The 17,546-nt window shown below is 53.7% G+C and carries 16 protein-coding genes; 8 read left to right on the plus strand and 8 right to left on the minus strand.

The window, feature by feature from the left end:
- The first annotated feature begins 43 nt into the window (after window positions 1-43).
- From ACE6ED_RS18885 to ACE6ED_RS18895, 3 genes are all read left to right on the plus strand, one after another.
- Window positions 44-1,351, plus strand: coding sequence for an ABC transporter substrate-binding protein (locus ACE6ED_RS18885; RefSeq protein WP_410828778.1), 1,308 nt, complete (start codon window positions 44-46; stop codon window positions 1,349-1,351).
- Window positions 1,352-1,497: 146 nt separating this feature from the next.
- Window positions 1,498-3,114, plus strand: a complete 1,617-nt coding sequence (locus ACE6ED_RS18890) for a response regulator (protein WP_410828779.1) — start codon at window positions 1,498-1,500, stop codon at window positions 3,112-3,114.
- A gap of 74 nt (window positions 3,115-3,188) precedes the next feature.
- Window positions 3,189-4,277 carry an NAD(P)-dependent alcohol dehydrogenase gene (locus ACE6ED_RS18895; RefSeq protein ID WP_410828780.1) on the plus strand — a complete coding sequence of 363 codons (1,089 nt, stop codon included), beginning with the start codon at window positions 3,189-3,191 and terminating at the stop codon, window positions 4,275-4,277.
- A gap of 293 nt (window positions 4,278-4,570) precedes the next feature.
- On the opposite strand, the gene ACE6ED_RS18900 is transcribed toward ACE6ED_RS18895, so the two are convergent.
- Together ACE6ED_RS18900 and ACE6ED_RS18905 are read right to left on the minus strand one after the other, a co-directional pair.
- Complete coding sequence (locus ACE6ED_RS18900) at window positions 4,571-4,906, minus strand: type II toxin-antitoxin system PemK/MazF family toxin (protein ID WP_410828781.1); 336 nt, start codon at window positions 4,904-4,906, stop codon at window positions 4,571-4,573.
- The gene (locus tag ACE6ED_RS18905) at window positions 4,903-5,205 is read right to left on the minus strand and encodes an AbrB/MazE/SpoVT family DNA-binding domain-containing protein (protein ID WP_410828782.1); all 303 of its coding nucleotides are present in this window, start codon (window positions 5,203-5,205) and stop codon (window positions 4,903-4,905) included. The genes ACE6ED_RS18900 and ACE6ED_RS18905 overlap by 4 nt, the downstream gene beginning before the upstream one ends.
- A gap of 224 nt (window positions 5,206-5,429) precedes the next feature.
- Between ACE6ED_RS18905 and ACE6ED_RS18910 the strand changes: the two genes are divergently transcribed.
- Window positions 5,430-6,344, plus strand: a complete 915-nt coding sequence (locus ACE6ED_RS18910) for an SDR family oxidoreductase (protein ID WP_410828783.1) — start codon at window positions 5,430-5,432, stop codon at window positions 6,342-6,344.
- 183 nt (window positions 6,345-6,527) lie between these two features.
- Window positions 6,528-7,307 (plus strand): spermidine synthase, encoded by a 780-nt coding sequence (locus ACE6ED_RS18915; RefSeq protein ID WP_410828784.1) that lies wholly within the window; start codon window positions 6,528-6,530, stop codon window positions 7,305-7,307.
- Window positions 7,308-7,553: 246 nt separating this feature from the next.
- On the opposite strand, the gene ACE6ED_RS18920 is transcribed toward ACE6ED_RS18915, so the two are convergent.
- Both ACE6ED_RS18920 and ACE6ED_RS18925 read right to left on the minus strand, forming a co-directional pair.
- A complete protein-coding gene (locus tag ACE6ED_RS18920; RefSeq protein WP_410828785.1) occupies window positions 7,554-9,005 on the minus strand; it encodes a sensor histidine kinase in 1,452 nt (483 codons plus the stop codon).
- On the minus strand, window positions 8,989-9,789 hold the full coding sequence (locus ACE6ED_RS18925) for a response regulator transcription factor (protein ID WP_410828786.1): 801 nt from the start codon (window positions 9,787-9,789) through the stop codon (window positions 8,989-8,991). The genes ACE6ED_RS18920 and ACE6ED_RS18925 overlap by 17 nt, the downstream gene beginning before the upstream one ends.
- Before the next feature lie 127 nt (window positions 9,790-9,916).
- On the opposite strand from ACE6ED_RS18925, the gene ACE6ED_RS18930 reads away from it, so the two are divergent.
- The gene (locus ACE6ED_RS18930; protein WP_410828787.1) at window positions 9,917-11,497 is read left to right on the plus strand and encodes an alpha/beta hydrolase family protein; all 1,581 of its coding nucleotides are present in this window, start codon (window positions 9,917-9,919) and stop codon (window positions 11,495-11,497) included.
- A 453-nt stretch (window positions 11,498-11,950) separates the two neighbouring features.
- A complete protein-coding gene (rlmD, locus tag ACE6ED_RS18935; RefSeq protein WP_410828878.1) occupies window positions 11,951-13,552 on the plus strand; it encodes a 23S rRNA (uracil(1939)-C(5))-methyltransferase RlmD in 1,602 nt (533 codons plus the stop codon).
- Window positions 13,553-13,564: 12 nt separating this feature from the next.
- Here the strand turns inward: rlmD and ACE6ED_RS18940 are convergent, their stop codons facing one another.
- Both ACE6ED_RS18940 and ACE6ED_RS18945 read right to left on the minus strand, forming a co-directional pair.
- A complete protein-coding gene (locus ACE6ED_RS18940; RefSeq protein WP_410828788.1) occupies window positions 13,565-14,914 on the minus strand; it encodes a recombinase family protein in 1,350 nt (449 codons plus the stop codon).
- 49 nt (window positions 14,915-14,963) lie between these two features.
- Complete coding sequence (locus tag ACE6ED_RS18945; RefSeq protein WP_410828789.1) at window positions 14,964-15,095, minus strand: recombinase family protein; 132 nt, start codon at window positions 15,093-15,095, stop codon at window positions 14,964-14,966.
- A 116-nt stretch (window positions 15,096-15,211) separates the two neighbouring features.
- On the opposite strand from ACE6ED_RS18945, the gene ACE6ED_RS18950 reads away from it, so the two are divergent.
- Complete coding sequence (locus tag ACE6ED_RS18950; protein WP_410828790.1) at window positions 15,212-15,334, plus strand: hypothetical protein; 123 nt, start codon at window positions 15,212-15,214, stop codon at window positions 15,332-15,334.
- Window positions 15,335-15,394: 60 nt separating this feature from the next.
- On the opposite strand, the gene ACE6ED_RS18955 is transcribed toward ACE6ED_RS18950, so the two are convergent.
- Window positions 15,395-16,180, minus strand: coding sequence for a recombinase family protein (locus ACE6ED_RS18955; protein WP_410828791.1), 786 nt, complete (start codon window positions 16,178-16,180; stop codon window positions 15,395-15,397).
- A gap of 679 nt (window positions 16,181-16,859) precedes the next feature.
- The gene (locus tag ACE6ED_RS18960) at window positions 16,860-17,543 is read right to left on the minus strand and encodes a helix-turn-helix domain-containing protein (protein WP_410828792.1); all 684 of its coding nucleotides are present in this window, start codon (window positions 17,541-17,543) and stop codon (window positions 16,860-16,862) included.
- Window positions 17,544-17,546: the final 3 nt, after the last annotated feature.

The following is a 17,546-nucleotide window of genomic DNA, read 5'->3' on the forward strand; positions in this document are numbered from 1 at the left end:
GTGTGAAGCACAACCTTATAAGTTAAGAGGGGGAAGATTCGAAATGAAAAAAAGCAAGCGCTTTCTAATGATGCTGCTGGCGACCGCTACTGTACTGCTTGCGGCTTGCGGCAATAACGGCGGCAATGCGGGCAGCACGGCGTCGCCGGACAGCGGTTCAAGCGCCGGAGCGGAAGGCGGGAAAGTAAAGCTTCGCATTATGTGGTGGGGCGCGCAGGAACGGCATGAAGCAACGCTGGCTGCACTCGATCTATATACAAAAAACAACCCGAACGTCACGTTCGAACCGGAATACTCCGGTATGGACGGCTACCTCGACAAGCTGTCGACGCAGGCGGCCGCGAACAACGCGCCGGATATTTTCCAGCTGGATCCGGGCTGGGTATCGGACTGGATCGGACGCAAGCAGCTGTCCGAGCTGTCTGCGGTGGATGTCTCCAAATTTGACGAGAAGCTGCTGAAAGCCGGCCAAGCCGACGGCAAGCAGTATGCCATTCCGCTGGGTTCCGTAGCGCAGGGCATGATCTACGACAAGACGGCGCTGGAAAAACTGGGTGCAACCGCACCGGAAAACGGCTGGACTTGGGATGATTTCTTTGCGCTGGCGGATTCGCTGAAAGGCAAGCTGCCTGAAGGCCAATACTTCACCAAAGACTATGCTGGCGATTACTTCGCTTATAGCGGCTACCAATACGCCCAAGGCAAAGGCCAAGTTGTTTCGGATGACGGCAAGTTCAACATCGACCAGCAGACCTTCCTTGACTGGACGAAGAAGTTCGAACAGCTGCGCAAAGACAAGCTGGTTCCGCCGGCTGACGTGAACACTTCCGATAAAGAATTTGATCCTTCGATGGACCTTTTGGTTACCGGCAAAATCATTTTCCGTCTCAGCTTCTCCAATAACTTCGGCTCCTGGGACAGCTTGAAGCCGGACGCGCTGGCGCTCGTGACGATGCCGCGCGCGGCGGAAGCCGGCGGCTGGCTGAAGCCTTCCATGTACTTCGCCGTGTCGCAATCTTCCAAGCAGGCGGAGGAAGCAAAGAAATTCCTGAACTGGTTCGTCAACGATCCGGAAGCGGCCAAGATTCTTGGCGCCAAACGCGGCGTGCCGGCGAACACCGAGCTGGCTACGCAAATCGAACCGCAGCTGTCTGAAAGCGACCAAGTCGGTCTGGTGCTGCTGAGAGCGACGCAGAAGGACGGCCAAACCTTCAGCCCGGGACAACCTGGCTGGACGAACTTTATCGACAAAGATTGGCTGCTTATCCGCGATCAGCTGAGCTTCGGGGAAGTAACGCCGGAGCAGGCGTTTGAGAACCTGAAGCAGGCGGCCCAAGAATACGAGAAATAAAAACGTAACGTCCGCCATGCCCAAAGGACCTTGTCCTTTCGGGCATGGCATCTTGTCTTATCAGCTTAGTCTCACTAGTACTTCTTCAGTGTAAGCCGATATAGGCGGACGGAAGCGCCAAGTAACGAAGCGGAGGGAATGCCGGAATGTGGAAAATCGCTATTATAGACGACGACCGCCAAGTGCTGCAGGGCATGAGACGCGCCATCCCGTGGGAGGAGCTGGAAGCCGAGTGGTGCGGCGAGGCGATGAACGGGGCGGAGGGTCTGGATATGATCCACCGGACCCAGCCGGATGTCGTCATAACCGATATTTATATGCCGATCATGAACGGTCTGGATATGATCGAGCGGCTGCGGGAGGAGGAGTATGCCGGAAAAGTCGTGATTTTGAGCGGCTACTCCGATTTTGAATACGCCCGCCAGGCGCTTCGGCTGAATGTCAGCGATTATATTTCCAAGCCGGTCAGTATGCCCACGCTGAAGTCGGTGCTGGGGAAGACGCTGGAGGAGCTGGCTGAGGAGGAAGAACGGCGTATCCGCCAGGATGAGCTGCTGCGCAAGCTGGAGCTGTATGAGCCGTTTATCGAAAAGGAATGGGTTAAATCCGCTGTGGCGGGAACCTCATCCGGCGGCTACGCGGGCGAGCCGCTGCCGGAGCCTTACCGGTTCTGGAAGGACACCGCCCATGCGGTCGTCGGAATCGAGCTGGTGCGCGATCTTCGGGCGGGCAGCGTCGGCGTGTCCGACTGGCATCTGTTCCGCTTTGCGGTCAGCAACATTGTGTGCGAGGTTGCCGGTGAGGCCTTCCGCGCGTTCGAATATACGGAGCTGCACGGCGGACGTTCGGCGCTGGTGATCCATCCCGAAGCGGACGCGGAGCCGAAGGCGCTGCAGCAGCGGCTGGAGGAGCTGGGCGTACGGCTGATCGACTGCGTCAGCCGGTATCTCAACCTCGTGATCCGGGTAGGCCTGGGGCGGATCAAATCGGATTGGCGGGATATCCCCGATTCGACGGAGGAAGCCTTCCGGGCGATTGATTTGAAGGAACGGCATGTGGGTTGCGGGCATCTGCTGTATGCGGCGACCGGTGAACACGAGAGCGGAGACAGCGGGAAGCAGGCGATCCGGCCGGTCAAGCTGTATCTGGAGCTGGCTTCGGCCATCAAGACATCGCAGCGGACCCAGGCCGATCAGATTATTGCCGAGATGACCGACAAGCTGGAAGGCGTCAACGTATCGCCGGAGGATCTGCAGATGCTCGCGGGCGAGCTGTGGGGGATTTTTGCCTACAGTCTGTATGAGGTCGGTATGGTGCTGGACGAACTGTTCCCGAACGGCCAAATCGGCAAGGAGCTGGCGGGTATTGCGACCCCGGTGCAGCTGGCGGATTGGCTCCGGGAGAAAATCGAAGTGATCTGCAGCAGCCGTCAGTGGCGCGGCAACAGCAAGCACCGGCAGGCCGTCGATTACATGACGCAGTATATTCATGAGAATTACATGAACGAAATTACGCTTGGCGATCTGGCCGATCAGGTGTTTATTTCGCGGAACCACCTGGCGATTATTTTTAAAAATATGACTGGCGAGACGTTCAACACCTATCTCACGCGCGTGCGGATCGAAAAAGCGAAGGAGCTGCTGCTGGAGCGCAAAATGCTTGTCTACGAGGTGGCGGAGAAGGTCGGGTACAAAAACGTGCCGTATTTCAGCACTTTGTTCAAAAAATACACAGGGATGAACCCGACGGAGCTGGTACGGTAGAGCCGTCAGGATCGGGCAGGTTAATCGCCGAAGCGGCATAAGGCAACATACACAAGCAAAGGAGCGATCGGAGCATGGGAGAGACAGTGGCAAAAGCGGTGTGGAATGAAGCGGTGCCGAAGACGATGACGGCTGCGGTAATGCCGGAAACGGGCAAAATTGTGCTGGAGGAGCGCCCGGTGCCGGAGCTGAATGCGGACGAGGTGCTGGTGAAGGTAATGGCGGTTGGCGTCTGCGGGTCGGACGTGCACTATTATGAGAACGGACGGATCGGACGTTTTGTCGTCGAAAAGCCAATCATTCTCGGTCATGAATGCGCCGGCATTATTGCAGGCGTTGGTGCGGACGTCCGGCGGGTGTCCGTAGGCGACCGCGTGGCGGTGGAGCCGGGCGTTACGTGCGGCCGCTGCAAGGCGTGCAAGGAAGGGCGTTATAACCTGTGCCCTGACGTGCAGTTTCTGGCTACTCCGCCGGTGGACGGCGCGTTCGTGCAGTACATGAAAATCCGGGAGGATATGGTGTTCCCGATTCCGGATCATCTGTCGTTTGAAGTGGCGGCGCTGAACGAACCGTTTTCCGTCGGCATTCACGCGGCGAAGCGCAGCAAACTCCAGCCTGGCGATACCGTAGCGATTATGGGTATGGGACCGGTCGGGCTGATGGCGGTTGCCGCAGCCAAGTCGTTTGGTGCGGCCAGAATTATCGTAACTGATCTGGAGGACGTGCGGCTGGAAGCGGCCAAAAAACTGGGCGCGACGCACACGATCAACATCCGGCAGGAGGATGCGCTGGAACGGGTCCGCGAGATTACGGGCGGCGAAGGCGTGGATGTCGCCTGGGAGACGGCGGGCAATCCCAAAGCGCTGCAGTCGGCGCTGTATTCCGTCCGCCGCGGCGGCAAGCTGGCCATCGTCGGTCTGCCTGCGCAGGACGAAATCGCGCTGAACGTGCCGTTTATCGCGGATAACGAGCTGGATATCTTCGGGATTTTCCGGTACGCTAACACTTACCCGATGGGCATCGAATTCCTGGCTTCCGGCAGCATTGACGCCGAGTCGCTGATTACCGACCGCTATCCGCTGGCAGAGACCCAGGAGGCGCTGGAACGCGCCATCCACAACAAGAGCGGCAGCCTCAAGGTCATCGTGTATCCGAACGAATAAAGCTGAACATATAGATCCAAGCGAAAAAATCCAAATGACAAAACAGTGCGACTAAGCAAGCTGCTCAGCGGGCAGAAGCAAGCTTGCTATCCAAATAAGAAGACGGATAGTTCAGCTAGATGGCCCTTTCCTTTAAACGCATAACCGAAATAACGCCCCGGTTTCATTCCGTTTGTTGGAGTAGGCCGGGGCGTTTAGTTCCCATGCTTATGACACTCTTATTGGTAAAAAGGGATCTGATGAAGAGTCACTTACCTTATAAAGAGAGTTTGTTTGAAACGCTGGATGTGTTCTTAAACCAGAATGGAACGCACGTTGCGCATAACCGATTCCATGAAATCCGAATGTACTGGAACAGTGCCTGCGACTTCAAATTTGCGTGCTCGATAGTCCAAACTTCTTAGCTGATCGGTAAGCACAACACCTTTAACAGCGAACCCGTCAGGTATAGGAACTTCAAACGCATACTCCTTTGAAGCATTAGTTATCGGACAAACGACAGCAAAGCCGGTAAGATCATTAAAAGGTTGTTCGGATAACACAATTGCTGGCCTGCGACCGGCTTGTTCATGTCCGGACTGTGGATTGAAATTAAGCCAGATTAGATCACCGCGTTTTGGGATCGTCAAATTAATTCGTCTCCTTCGTCCATACCCCACTCAAATTCCGGATGACGCGTCTTCGGCTTGACCTTCGAGAGAAGCATTTCTAAATGGGCACGCAGCTGCTCATTTGATTCTTCAGGTTTGTTTTGAGGTCGCAATAAGATGTTGTTATCAGACGTAATTAAAACTTCGAATTCAACCCCCTCCTCAAGGTTAAGCCTTTTTAAAACCTGGTTTGGGATTCGGACAGCACTGCTGTTTCCCCATTTACTGAGGGTGGCTGTTGTCATATAGATCACATCCTTCGTTTCCTTGTCCTTCAATAATATCACAACCCCTTTTCAACGTATATACATAAGATATACATCATTCGACTGAATGATACAGTCTAGTTCAAAAATCCATAACGTTGCCTTTCAAAATGTAGGAAGAAAGAATCGGCATAATTTGAACCTGCGGATTCGCAGATTAGTCCCGATCCTTTTCAACGACAGAAATTGACGGATTAACAGGTATAATAAAAATACAAACGAAAGGAGGAAGAAGCATGGATCAACCTTTGAAGGGAAAAGTGGCGCTTGTCGCGGGAGCGACGCGCGGAGCAGGCCGGGGAATAGCAGTGGAGCTGGGGGCGGCCGGCGCGACCGTGTACGTTACCGGAAGAACCACACGCAGTCAGCGATCCGAATACAACCGGCCCGAGACGATCGAAGAGACGGCGGAAGAAGTCACCCGCGCAGGCGGTGTGGGCATTGCGGTACCGACGGACCATCTGGAACCGGAGCAGGTACAGGCGTTAGTTGAGCGGATTGAGCGGGAGAAGGGGAAGCTGGATATTTTGGTTAACGATATATGGGGCGGAGAGTATTTGACGGAGTGGAATGTGCCAGTGTGGGAGCATTCGCTTGAAAAAGGGCTTCGCCTGCTGCGCCTTTCTGTAGACACGCACCTGATTACGAGCCACTATGCGCTGCCGCTGCTGACCCGCACGCCGGGCGGACTGGTGATCGAGGTCACCGATGGTACGGCGGAGTACAACGACAAGAACTACAGGCTGTCCATGTTCTACGACTTAGCTAAAACCTCAATCCTGCGGATGGCGCGTTCGCTTGGACAAGAGCTGAAGCCTTTTGGCTGCACTGCGGTGGCGTTGACACCGGGATGGCTCCGTTCCGAAATTATGCTGGAGCTGTTTGGTGTGACTGAAGCGAACTGGCGTGAGGCAACGGAAAAAGAACCCCATTTTGTTATCTCCGAGACCCCGCGGTATGTCGGACGGGCCGTTGCGGCATTGGCTGCAGATGTTGATGCAGCGAGATGGAACGGGCAATCGCTGTCCAGCGGGCAGCTGGCCAAAGAATACGGCTTCCGTGATCTGGACGGTTCTCAGCCCGATGCCTGGCGTTATATCGTGGAAGTGCAGGATGCGGGGAAACCGGCGGACGCGACAGGGTACAGATGACACAGGATTTTGGCGGAGTGAACCGCCGCATCGTTGCATATTGGGATATATGCGGAATGCATGACGCGCTGCTGCACACTGGGATCTTGGTGGAGTGAACACGGGGCCGCTGCACCCCGGGATCTTGGCGGAGTGAACACCGGAACGCTGCACCTGTCCCAATCATGACAAGGAGGAGACAGTTTGAACATACTTTTTCAAGGCACCGGGGTTTTCTCCGAGATCACTGTGGCGGAAGTGTCCGAACTCTACGGGGAAAAAGGGCGCTTCCGCACCCTTCAATTCTCGGGTGAGGCGGCTCAAGGTGCGGCAGACTTGGACCGGCCGGAGCGCGTTGTCTTCGAGTACCCCCGGGCAATGCTGCATTTGATGGAGCATAACGGACGGGGCGGAGACGACGTGTTTATGGTCGGCTGCGGGGCGGGTACGATCATCCGGCATGGACAAGGGCTCCAGGTCACCGCTGCCGAAGCGGACCCGCTGGTCGCCGAGGCTGCGGTGAAGTGGTTTGGCGTTCTGGCGGACCGCATCGCCGTCGGGGACGGCCGGGCGCTGCTGGAACAGCGGCCCGATGCTTCCCTGGACTTTATTGTGCTAGATGCCTTCACGGCGGAGGGAACGCCGCAGCATCTGACCACGCTGGAGTTCGTCCGGCTGACGGAATGCAAGCTGCGCCCGGATGGCGCGCTTTTGATTAATTTGATGGGACGTAAGCGCAACGATGCCAGAGTTGGTTCGGTGTACGCTGCGCTGACCGAAGTTTATCCTTATACCCGCTCGTTCCTGCTTCCTTCGGCGGCGTACGGAGAAGGCGACCTGCATAACATCCTGTTGGCAGGGAGCGGCCGTCCGCTGTCTTTTCAGGAGCGGCAGATGGCGGGATTCCAGGAGTTTCGCGCGCCTGAAGGCTATGTGATCAGGGATGCGCAGACCTGGACGCAGGGGCGGAAGACGCGAAAATAGGATGGCGGGTAGCGGGGACGAACGGGGGAGTCAGGACAGACGGACAGGCAGGGCAATCGGTAGCAGCCGAGCAGTCAGCGCAGCAGCATAATCGGACAGTCAGCGCGGTCGGAACACTCAGGAAGACGGGAGCAGCCTGCACTGTTGTGCAGTCAGCACAGCAGTGCAGTGGGGGAGTCAGCTCGGTCGGAACAGTCAGCAAAGACGGGAGCAGCCTGAAAGCCGGGCAGCCGGCAATCCGGGCAGTCAGGATAATCGGGGCAATTCAAGGACGAAACGGGTCTGCCCGTTGGAGGCGTCGAGCGTCAGACTGCCGCCGTGCCGTTCAGCTGTCCGGCGTGCAATCGCCAGACCCAGCCCCGTGCCGCCGTCGCTTCTCGCCCGGTCCGCGCGGACAAAGGGCTCGAAGATTTCCTCTTTTAGCGGTTCAGGAATGCCTGGTCCGTCATCCTCAACTGCAATCCGGACCGTTCCTGCTTCTGCCGCTGAAGCCGATAGCCGGACGGATGTCCCCGGGCCGCAGTACCGGACGGCGTTGCCAAGCAGATTCGCCAGCGCCCGGCGCAGCAGCCGGACATCGGCCTCCACACGCAGCGGAAGGTCCGGCAGGAGGGCGTCGAACGTTATATTTTTGTCGGCAAAACTTTCTTCGTATTCCTCCGCCAGCTCAAGGCACAGCCCCCGGATATCTAAGGTTTCCAGCTGCAGCGGGGCATCCGGAGTCTCCAGCTTGGTCAGCTCGAACAGATCGTCCACCATGCCTCCGATTCGCACGGCCTGGTCGTGAATGCGTACAGCCGCCCTCCGCAGCTGGATTTCGTCTTTTACATAACCAAACCGCAGCGCCTCCGCATAACCCTGGATCGAGGTTACCGGTGTCTTCAGATCATGGGACAGGTCGAGCAGCAGCCTGCGCCGCCCGTTTTCCAGCCGTTTCGTGTCCTGTTCCGAGTGCTCCAGCCGGTCGGCCATCCGGTTAAAACTTCGCTGCATTTCCATCAGCTCCGCATTGGCTTCAAAGTTCAACCTCTCTTTGTAAGTCCCCAAGGCGATCTGGCGCATAGCGCCGGAGACCGCCGTCACCGGCCGGGCAATCCGGCGGGCCGTATAGCGGCCGTACAGCATAACGTTGGCGGCAAAAACGCCGGCGAGCAGCACCCCACTCAAGCTGATCCAGCGGAGGAGCGTGGCCGTTTGTTCTTCCGTAGCCGCCTTCAGCCGGGTTTCGGAAGCGACATAGCTGCCGGGAATGCGCACCAGCAGATGATACCGCCTGCCGTCTAAGGTGTCAAAAGGGGCAAGTGAGGCATACCCGTCATGTTCGATTCCATCATCGTACAATAACTCAAGCAGCTCCTGATGCGTATACCGTTTAGCGGATAATGTGGAAGGGGCTGAGGCGGCCGGGCTGTTTTTTTCTCCACTAGATGTGTCCCGGCCTTTGGCATATACGACCTGCAGATTCTCGTCCAGCACTTCCAGGGTTCCCCCATACCCCTCCACCGCACGGGATGAAATCCGTGTGTAGTCCGGCTGGACAAGCTGCGCGGCCTCGACGCCCGCCACCGTATCGCGGACCAATTTTCCCCTCGCCGAATACAGCCCCTCAATAATGGCAATCACGATCAATCCTAGCGCCAACGCAAAAGCCGAATAGCTCCGAATCAGCGAGCGCTGAAGTTTAGGTGTCTTTTTCATTCACTTCTTCCTTCCTGGCAAAACGGTAACCCAGGCCTTTGACGGTCCGGATCCAGCGCGGTGCGCGCGAGGAATCCCCAAGCTTGTCCCTCAGGCGGCTGATCTGCACCATCACCGTGTTCCCGTCATCCCAATATTCGTCCTCCCAGACAGCTTCATAAATTTGGCGTTTGGTATAGACCCGCCCGGGGGCCTCCATCAGCAGTCCCAGCAGCCTGTATTCGGTTGCGCTAAGAAAAATCTCCTTTCCCTCCAGCTCCAGCACACAGGTGTCGTGATTCAGTACGGCCGGGCCGACGGCGGTGATCCGTCCAGGGAGGCGGCTCGATCCAGGCAAGCGGCCGGGTCCCGAAAGATTGTCCGTTTCCGGAAAGCGGTCTGATTCCCGCAGACTGGCCGATCCCGATGGATTGAGCTCATAATACCGGCGCAGCTGCGCATTGATTCGGGCGACGGCCTCCATTGGACTAAACGGTTTGGGGATATAGTCGTCAGCGCCGAGGCCCAGTGCGGTTACCTTGTCCATCTCGCCGCTGCGGGCGGACAGGACAATCACCGGCAGATTTGAAGAAGCGCGAATCCGTGAGATCAGCTGCAGTCCGTCCATTTCGGGCATCATCAGGTCGATTAAGGCGAGATCTACCTTTTCTGAGTTCAGCAGCGCCCAGGCTTCCCGTCCGTTCGAGGCTTCCAGCACACGGTAAGTGTGCGGATCAAGAAATAAGCGGAACATGTCGATAATCTCCGGCGCGTCATCGGCGATCAAAATGGTTTTGGCAGTCATTTGAAAGGCTCCTTTGTTCATGCTGTGAAGCATTCAGCTTGTAAGTTTATTGTAAGGTTAACGACAGGGCAGGTACAGAGTGAGCCGGTATAATTAGTGCCACTAACAACGACAGGGGAGAATGGATGTGAGACCTTTGGAGATGGCGCTGCTTATCGTGGGTTTAGGCCTGCTGATTGTGACAAAAATAAGAGGGCTGGACAACCCGCGCTGCCGGCTGTGGTCCGCGCTGGCCGCGGGTGCCGCCGTCCTGCTGCAGCTGCTGGCGGAAGGATACCGCTGGCAGCTCCTGCCGGGTTATGCCGCGCCGGTTCTACTGCTGCTGGGAGCTTGGCGCAGGCAGCGTACGGACAGACGTAAACAATATGAGCAGGAACGCACCGCGATGCCGGTAATGCCGGAGGGAATGATAGATGCAGTTGAGCTGGATGGGACTTTGGGAGAGTCAGGACTGAAGCGGAGAAAAGACCGGTCACGCCCGGAACGGTCCGGCACACGGATAGCCCAAACCGTCGGCTCCTGGCTTGCGTTTGCCCTATACAGCGCCGCGGCCGTTGCTCTGCCGCTGCTGCTGCCGGTGTTTGCCTTTGAGGAACCATCCGGACCTTATGCCGTTGGAACCGTGACGTACCACTGGACAGATGAGCGGCGTGAGGAGACCGCCACTCCTGAAGCCGGAGATAAACGGGAACTCATGGTGCAAATTTGGTATCCCGCCGACATGAAAACGGCACGGGGAGCGGAGCCCGCTCCATACATTGAGCATGTGCCGCAGGTGGCGCAAGGGCTGAAAGCCGCATTGTCGCTGCCCCCGGCGCTGTTCAGCCAGCTGCGGTGGGTGGAGGCGCATGCTTATTCCGGACTGCCGCTTGCGGAGGGGGAGCGGACGTATCCGGTGCTGCTTTTTTCACATGGGATGACGGGCTTTCGCAATCAAAATACATTCCAGACGGAGGAACTGGCCAGCCGTGGATATATTGTCGTAGGAATCGACCATGCTTATGGCGCGGCGGCGGTAGTGTACCCGGACGGAAGAGTGGCGAAGATGCAGAGCAACAATCAATCCGGATTCAAAGCCTATGAAGAGAGCAGCCGGATTTGGGTGGACGATGTTTCTTTTGTGCTGGACCAGTTGGAGAAGGCTAACCAGAGCGACGGATCAGGGTTGTTGACGGGCCGGTTGGATCTGAGCCGGGTAGGGATGTTTGGCCACTCCTTTGGCGGGGCAACGGCAGCCCAGACCTTGATGAAAGAGGAACGGATCCGGGCGGCAGTGAATATGGACGGGACGCTGTACGGGTCGCCAGTTCCGGAAGGCGGCTTCGGCAAGCCTTATCTCCAGTTGAATGGCGAAGGCAGCATCGACAAGGCAAAGTTTGACCGGACTCTGGAGCAGGCTGGAATCACGGGTGAGGAACGGCAGAGTTATGAAGACTTTTGGAAAGAGTCGGCTCTGCGCAGAGAACGGGCGGCTTCGGACGGCGCCTATTCGGCGGTGTTTGCCCATGCTAATCATATGAGCTTTACTGACTTCTATCTATTTTCGCCGCTTTTACCGCCAAAAGGAGCGCCGCCCCGGCGGATTCAGGAGGAGATTAACCAGCTGACGACGGCGTTTTTTGACCGGTATGTGAAGGGGGACACTTCGGTTACGCTGGAAGCCGCGGCCTCAGGTATGCAGGGGGTTACGCTGGTGAAAGGACAGTAGCCCGGCAGGAGCAGAGCGCCTGATGGCTTTCGGATAACGGTCATGGTATAGTGGACACGAAACTACCACAGGATGGAGAATTCAGCCATGAACGAACATTCGGATTCCCGTAAGGGAACGAGTCAACATACACGGCAAGCCCGGTCCGGCGGGGAACGTAAGTCCCCTTCGGGTGCGCCTTTGTCCCGCAGAACGGGAGCAGGGAACGGAACCAAAGCAGGAGACGGGACCAATATTGGTAGCTGGAAAACGGAGGTGCCGGGAAAATCAACCGGATACGGTGCTAAACAGGGAGGCGCAGCGCGGAACGGCGGCGGTACGGGGACGGGGGCAAATGCACGGCCGAAGCCGGATGCCCGCCGCCCTGGAGCTGGTGGCCCTACAGCGGATGGCCGTCAGAACCGCAGTGGACGCTCACTCCCGTCCGCTCCGCTATCCGGCGGCGGTCAAGCGATGCGTCCGGAGCGGCAAACTGGAGGCAGCGAGACTAAGCCGTTTAACCGGCAAAACGGGGACGGACAAGCTATGCAGCCTGACCGTCAAACCGGGAACGGACAAGCCACGCGGCCTGACCGCCAAAGCGGGAACGGACAAGCAAAGCGACCTGATCGCCGGGCCGGCGGAGGACGCACGGGTTACGCCAAGCAGACAGACCGGATCGGTCCGTCCGCCGGACGGGAAACTGCCGAAGAGCTGCGAGAAGGCGACCGGATCGTCGTCACGATCAAGCGGCTCGGAATCAACGGTGAAGGCGTCGGTTACTACCGCCGCAAAGCGGTGTTCATCGACGGCGCGCTGCCGGACGAAGTGGTCAAAGCCGAAGTCGTAAAGGCCGAACCCAAGTTCATTAAAGGCCAACTGCTGGAAGTGGAAAAACGGTCCGCCCTGCGAATCGAACCGCCTTGTCCAGTATTCGGACTTTGCGGCGGCTGCCAAATTCAGCACATTTCTTATGAAGGACAGCTTGCGGCGAAGATGGACATCGTGCGTGAGGCGTTTAACCGATATGCGGGGCTGAGCGATGTGAAGCTGAAGCCGATGCTTGGCATGGAGCATCCTTGGGATTACCGCAACAAAGCACAGCTGCAGCTGAAGCGGCAGGGGAATGAAGTGATTGCCGGGCTGTACGAAGCCGACAGCCACAGCATCGTCGACATCAGCGGTTGTCCGATCCAGCATCCCAAGGTAAATGAAGCGGTGGAAAAAGTGAAGTCGGTGCTGGAGGAGCTGCACATCCCGCTGTATAAGGAGAACGGCTCCCGCGACGGGGTGCGGACGATTGTGGTCCGGCACGGCTTTCAATCCGGCCAGATGCAGGTGACCCTGGTGCTTGGAGGAGGCAAGCTGCCGAGACAGGATGACTTCGTCCGGCTGCTGCGGCTGACGCTGCCTGAAGTTGTCGGCATAGCTGTGAATATTAATCCGAAGAAGACGCCGCTCATTTTTGGTGACCGTACGGTCACGCTGTGGGGTGCGGAGACGATGCAGGAATCGCTTGGCGATCTGGAGTTTTCGCTGTCTCCGCGGGCATTTTTTCAGCTGAATCCTCAGCAGACGGTAAAACTGTACGAGTCGGTACGCGCCGCCGCGGCGCTGACCGGGCGGGAAACGGTGGTTGACGCCTATTGCGGCACAGGGACAATTGGCTTATGGCTGGCCCCATACGCCAAAGAGGTCCGCGGGATTGAGTCGATTCCCGAAGCGGTGGAGGATGCGAAGCGGAACGCGGAGCGTAACGGTCGGACCAATGTCAGCTTCCATACGGGCGAAGCCGAGGAGCTGCTGCCGCGTTGGGCCAAATCGGGCCTGACACCCGACGTTATCATCGCCGACCCGCCGCGTACGGGACTTGACCCGCGCTTCCTGGATGCGGTGCTAAAGACCAAGCCGAAGCGTTTTGTCTACGTATCCTGCAACCCGTCTACCCTCGCGAAAGACTGCAAAGCCCTGCTGGACGGCGGATATGAATTACAGTGGGTGCAGCCGGTGGACATGTTCCCGCAGACGAGTCATGTGGAATGCTCAGTGTTACTAACTTTGCGGGGGAAAGAATAATCCCCCGCTTTTTCATGCCCTGATATTTAAGGGGCGAGCTATGTTGTAGTGAATCTTTATGTTACCGTCATTTTGAACTTCGATCTTATGAATGAGTTTTTGGATGATTTGTTTTAACACTTGCTCGTCAGTAATATCCAGCTTGGCTATTTTGTTAATTTGTCGTTGAAAATCTTGCAGGTAGCGATCTGTATCTTTCTTGGATTCGAGCATTTTTTCCAACTCAATCTTACGTTTAGTTAATCGCGTATGTTCGGCTTCAATGGTTTCATTGGCTGCCCTGAATTGATCAATGCCAACAACTTTTTGTTGGAATAACGAGAGTAGAGAGCGGAATTCACTATCCAATTTGGCGAGTTGCTTATTAACTCCTTGTAATTCCTTTGTATGTGAGTTTTGATGGAGTTCAATTTCCCCGCCAACAACTCTATATAGCTGATCCAGTTTCAAATTGTTCGAGATCAGTTCATGCAAGTCATGAATTACAGCCTGACGGAGCTTCTTATTACCTATAATGTGAGATGAGCAATAAGAAGAGGTATGTTTAACATAACCGCCGCAAACGTAAGCGCCGCCTTCTCGTTTGTTTCGATCTTTTCGGAACATCATACCCTTACCGCAGTCAGCACAGCACGCAATATGAGCAAATAGGCTTTCTTGCCCATTACTTTTATGTCTGCCTTTAGTTCTCATCTTTTCCAAGGCGGCTAGGTGCTCCTCTTTTGTAATAATGGCAGGGTGAGCATTTTCGATTACAACCTGCTTATTAGGTTCAATTACTTTTCGTTTTTTTGATATGAAGTCAACCGTTTCTTCTCGATGATGTACAAGTGCCCCCGTATAAACGACATTCTCCAAGATGACTCGAATGCTACTTTCATGCCACATAGTTCCTGCATTACTACCTCCTGATACCGCTCTAGGAGTTGGGATTTTGTGTGAATTGAGATAACTGGCGATTTTGTACCTTCCCCATCCTTTGTAAAGGTATAGATCAAAGATTTCCTTGACGATTGGGCTGTATTGTTCGTCTAAGACTAACTGACCGTTTTCCCCTCGTCTATAACCGTAGGCAACTAATGAAGCTTGATACTTTCCTAAGCGGGCACTAGTCTGCCTTCCAAACTTTATACGTTCTGAGAGTTTTCGGCTCTCCTCCTCAGCTAAAATGGCTTTCAGCCTAAACATCAGTTTCGTATCACTCGTACTAGTATCATAATTATCTTCGGGGAAAATAAGTCGGATGCCCAAGCGTTCAAGCTCATCCGCTACAGTCATACTCTCAACAGAGTTTCTGCCGAATCGAGAAACTGATTTTGCGATAACCACATCTAACTTTTTTCTTTTAACGTCATGTATCAATTGTTGAATGGCTTCACGTTTTGAGAATGTTGTTCCGCTAACACCATCATCAACATATCGTTTTAACTAACTGCCAACCTTTTTCGGCTACAATTCCCGTAGTGAATGCTATTTGATTATCAAGACTGTTACGCTGTTCATCTCTTTTTGTACTAACCCTTGCGTATACTGCACAGCGCATAGCTAATTGTCCTCCTTTTCAGGTCTCTAATTTCGCTATACGACATGCCCCCACCAAAATTAAGCCTTAACGTTCCCCTTGTTGTCTCGTATAGAGCAAATGAGGGGGTGGAATGAATGAATAAAAATCAGCATGAATTTGTCGGTAACCAGTCCCTTCAGGATGTTATGGAGGAACTCGTTATTGCTCTAATAAAGTCTGGATTGATTTCCATAGACGATGATACTGATAATGAATAGTGAATGTTCGGGGCGCTGTATTTACAGTGTCCCTTTTAATGCTCTTTTCTGCTTGTTTATTCAAGAAATAATTGGCGTATGACATCCCTGTGCTTCTACATTTCCATAGAAATATAAGCCTCTATAGAAATCCTCTCGGTCTAAGATTCGCTTTACCTGTACTTTGGTGAATCGGCTACCTTGCTTTGTTTTATAGCCATCGTAATTTAACTGATATGCTAGTTCGGATAATGACCATTTCGGGAACAACTCCCGCAGTTCAAACAACCTTAATATAGCTGTTGCTTCTTCCAAGTTGATCTCAATTGACTTCTGACCCTTTTTGGCATTGTATCCATAAGCAGCACGCCCCCCAGCATAGCCACCTTGTTGAGCTTTTTTGCGCCGCCCCCGACTAAGTTCCAAAGCTATTTCTAGCCGCTGGTATTGGTCTAGAAGCTCCATCATACCGTTAACAAGGAAATCACTCGGGTCACTCGTATAGATGCTGTAGGAGGGCTGTTCAATGGCTTTAACATCGACCTTAAATCGTTTAAGCTCTCGTTGAATTAACACTTTGACTATATCCGAACGCCAGAAGCGGGAAGTATTCAAGACAACAATATGTTTCACCCCCCGCCATTTCAGGTCAGACAACATTTCTTGAAGCCCTTCGCGTTCAATGGTTAATTCGTCCTCGTCTACCTTGGCTCCGCTAATCCCCTCGTCTTTGTAGATGTCCAACAACTCAAGGTTATGGCGAGCGCAGTATTGCTCTATCTCCTCCGTCTGATAGCTAAGGGAATAGCCATCCTTAACTTGTCCGCGCGTAGAAACACGCACATAACCGACAACTGGTTCTTTCATAGTCATCCCTCGTTTCGTAAATTACAGTTATCGTAACGCCCTTGGAATAATCAACTGCCGCTGCGCACTCTCAAGCATAAATTCTGGCGGGTGGCGGAGCAGTACACTTGCTTGTCCTATGCAGTTGTCAAAGAGCGAAATCAAATTGCTGTGGAATATGTAAACCACAAGACAGGTAAGCTGTAAAGGGAGGTACAGGCGGTTTGATTTAATTTTTTTAATGAATCTACGAACACACGTCATAACCCCCCCAGTGCCTAGGAAAAGAAGGGACTTCCTTTTCAGGCGCAGGGGCGGTATGATTCCTACGGGGAATTTTTGGGGAAGAGCGGTGCGCGGCGGCGGGGAAGGGGCCGGGGGAGGTTCAATTTGTACTAGTGAGTAGAGCATCTTTCAACTCACTTTTTTCTTAGCTCTTTTCCTAGATTTTCTTTCCCCCCTAAAAGCGGTAGTCTAAATAATAGTAATTCATAGTATTAACTGATAGTATTAACTGATATTAGTATGTCTGCAAAATTGAAAGGGTAATGTGCATTTACGCAAGCCAACATGCAAAAATGCGAATTACCCTTTGAAATATAACCAATAAACTTCTATAATTTCAATGGCATTTACCCCAAAAGACTAAAGGGGTCAACATATTGATCATCGTCATTAGACAAACTTGGTTTTCTACTGTTCACAGTGTTTTTTCTTTGTAATTCCCACCCTTTTTCGACTTTTCTTTCTTTCTTTCAATTGCCGCTTTTATTTCTTCATTCCAGTTGATAACTATTGGCTGCATGCTTATTTTCTCAACGTATTCTTTCATGTAGTTCAAGAATTCTAATATTACATCCTCCTCAAAGGCGAAGCCCATTTCTCTCTGCAATTTAATTAGAAAGTTGCCATAGAAATCATTTTCATTAGAGGTTTTTACGTTAACTAATTGTAACAACTGATTTGCCCACTCAGCCCCCATTGAATCATGGAGCTTTTTCCTAATTACACTAATAGCAAAGAAAAACCACTCACTAAGAATAAGGTATACGTTATACTTCAAATCAAAAGATGGGATATAGATTTTAGACTTTCCTTTCCCCCCTCTGCTTTTGATAAATCCTTTCTTATCTAAATTTTTCAGATGTTTACTGACCGACGAAGCTGAAACCCCTAGGTATAAAGCTAATGTTTGTTGAGTTGGAAAAGCATACCCTTTTTCGTCGTTGTAATGGCTGTAAATCTCGAAAAGAACTAATTTCTCCTCTTGTGGTACTCGGATACACCTTCTAACACAATTTGGTGTTATTACATACCCCTCATTGGTGCAAATCTCGATATCAGTCCCTTTAGCAAGTGTCATCAAGTAATCTGGCAATTTCATATT

The sequence above is a fragment of the Paenibacillus nanchangensis genome (genome assembly GCF_046543445.1).
GTDB classification, from domain to species: domain Bacteria; phylum Bacillota; class Bacilli; order Paenibacillales; family Paenibacillaceae; genus Paenibacillus_AQ; species Paenibacillus_AQ nanchangensis.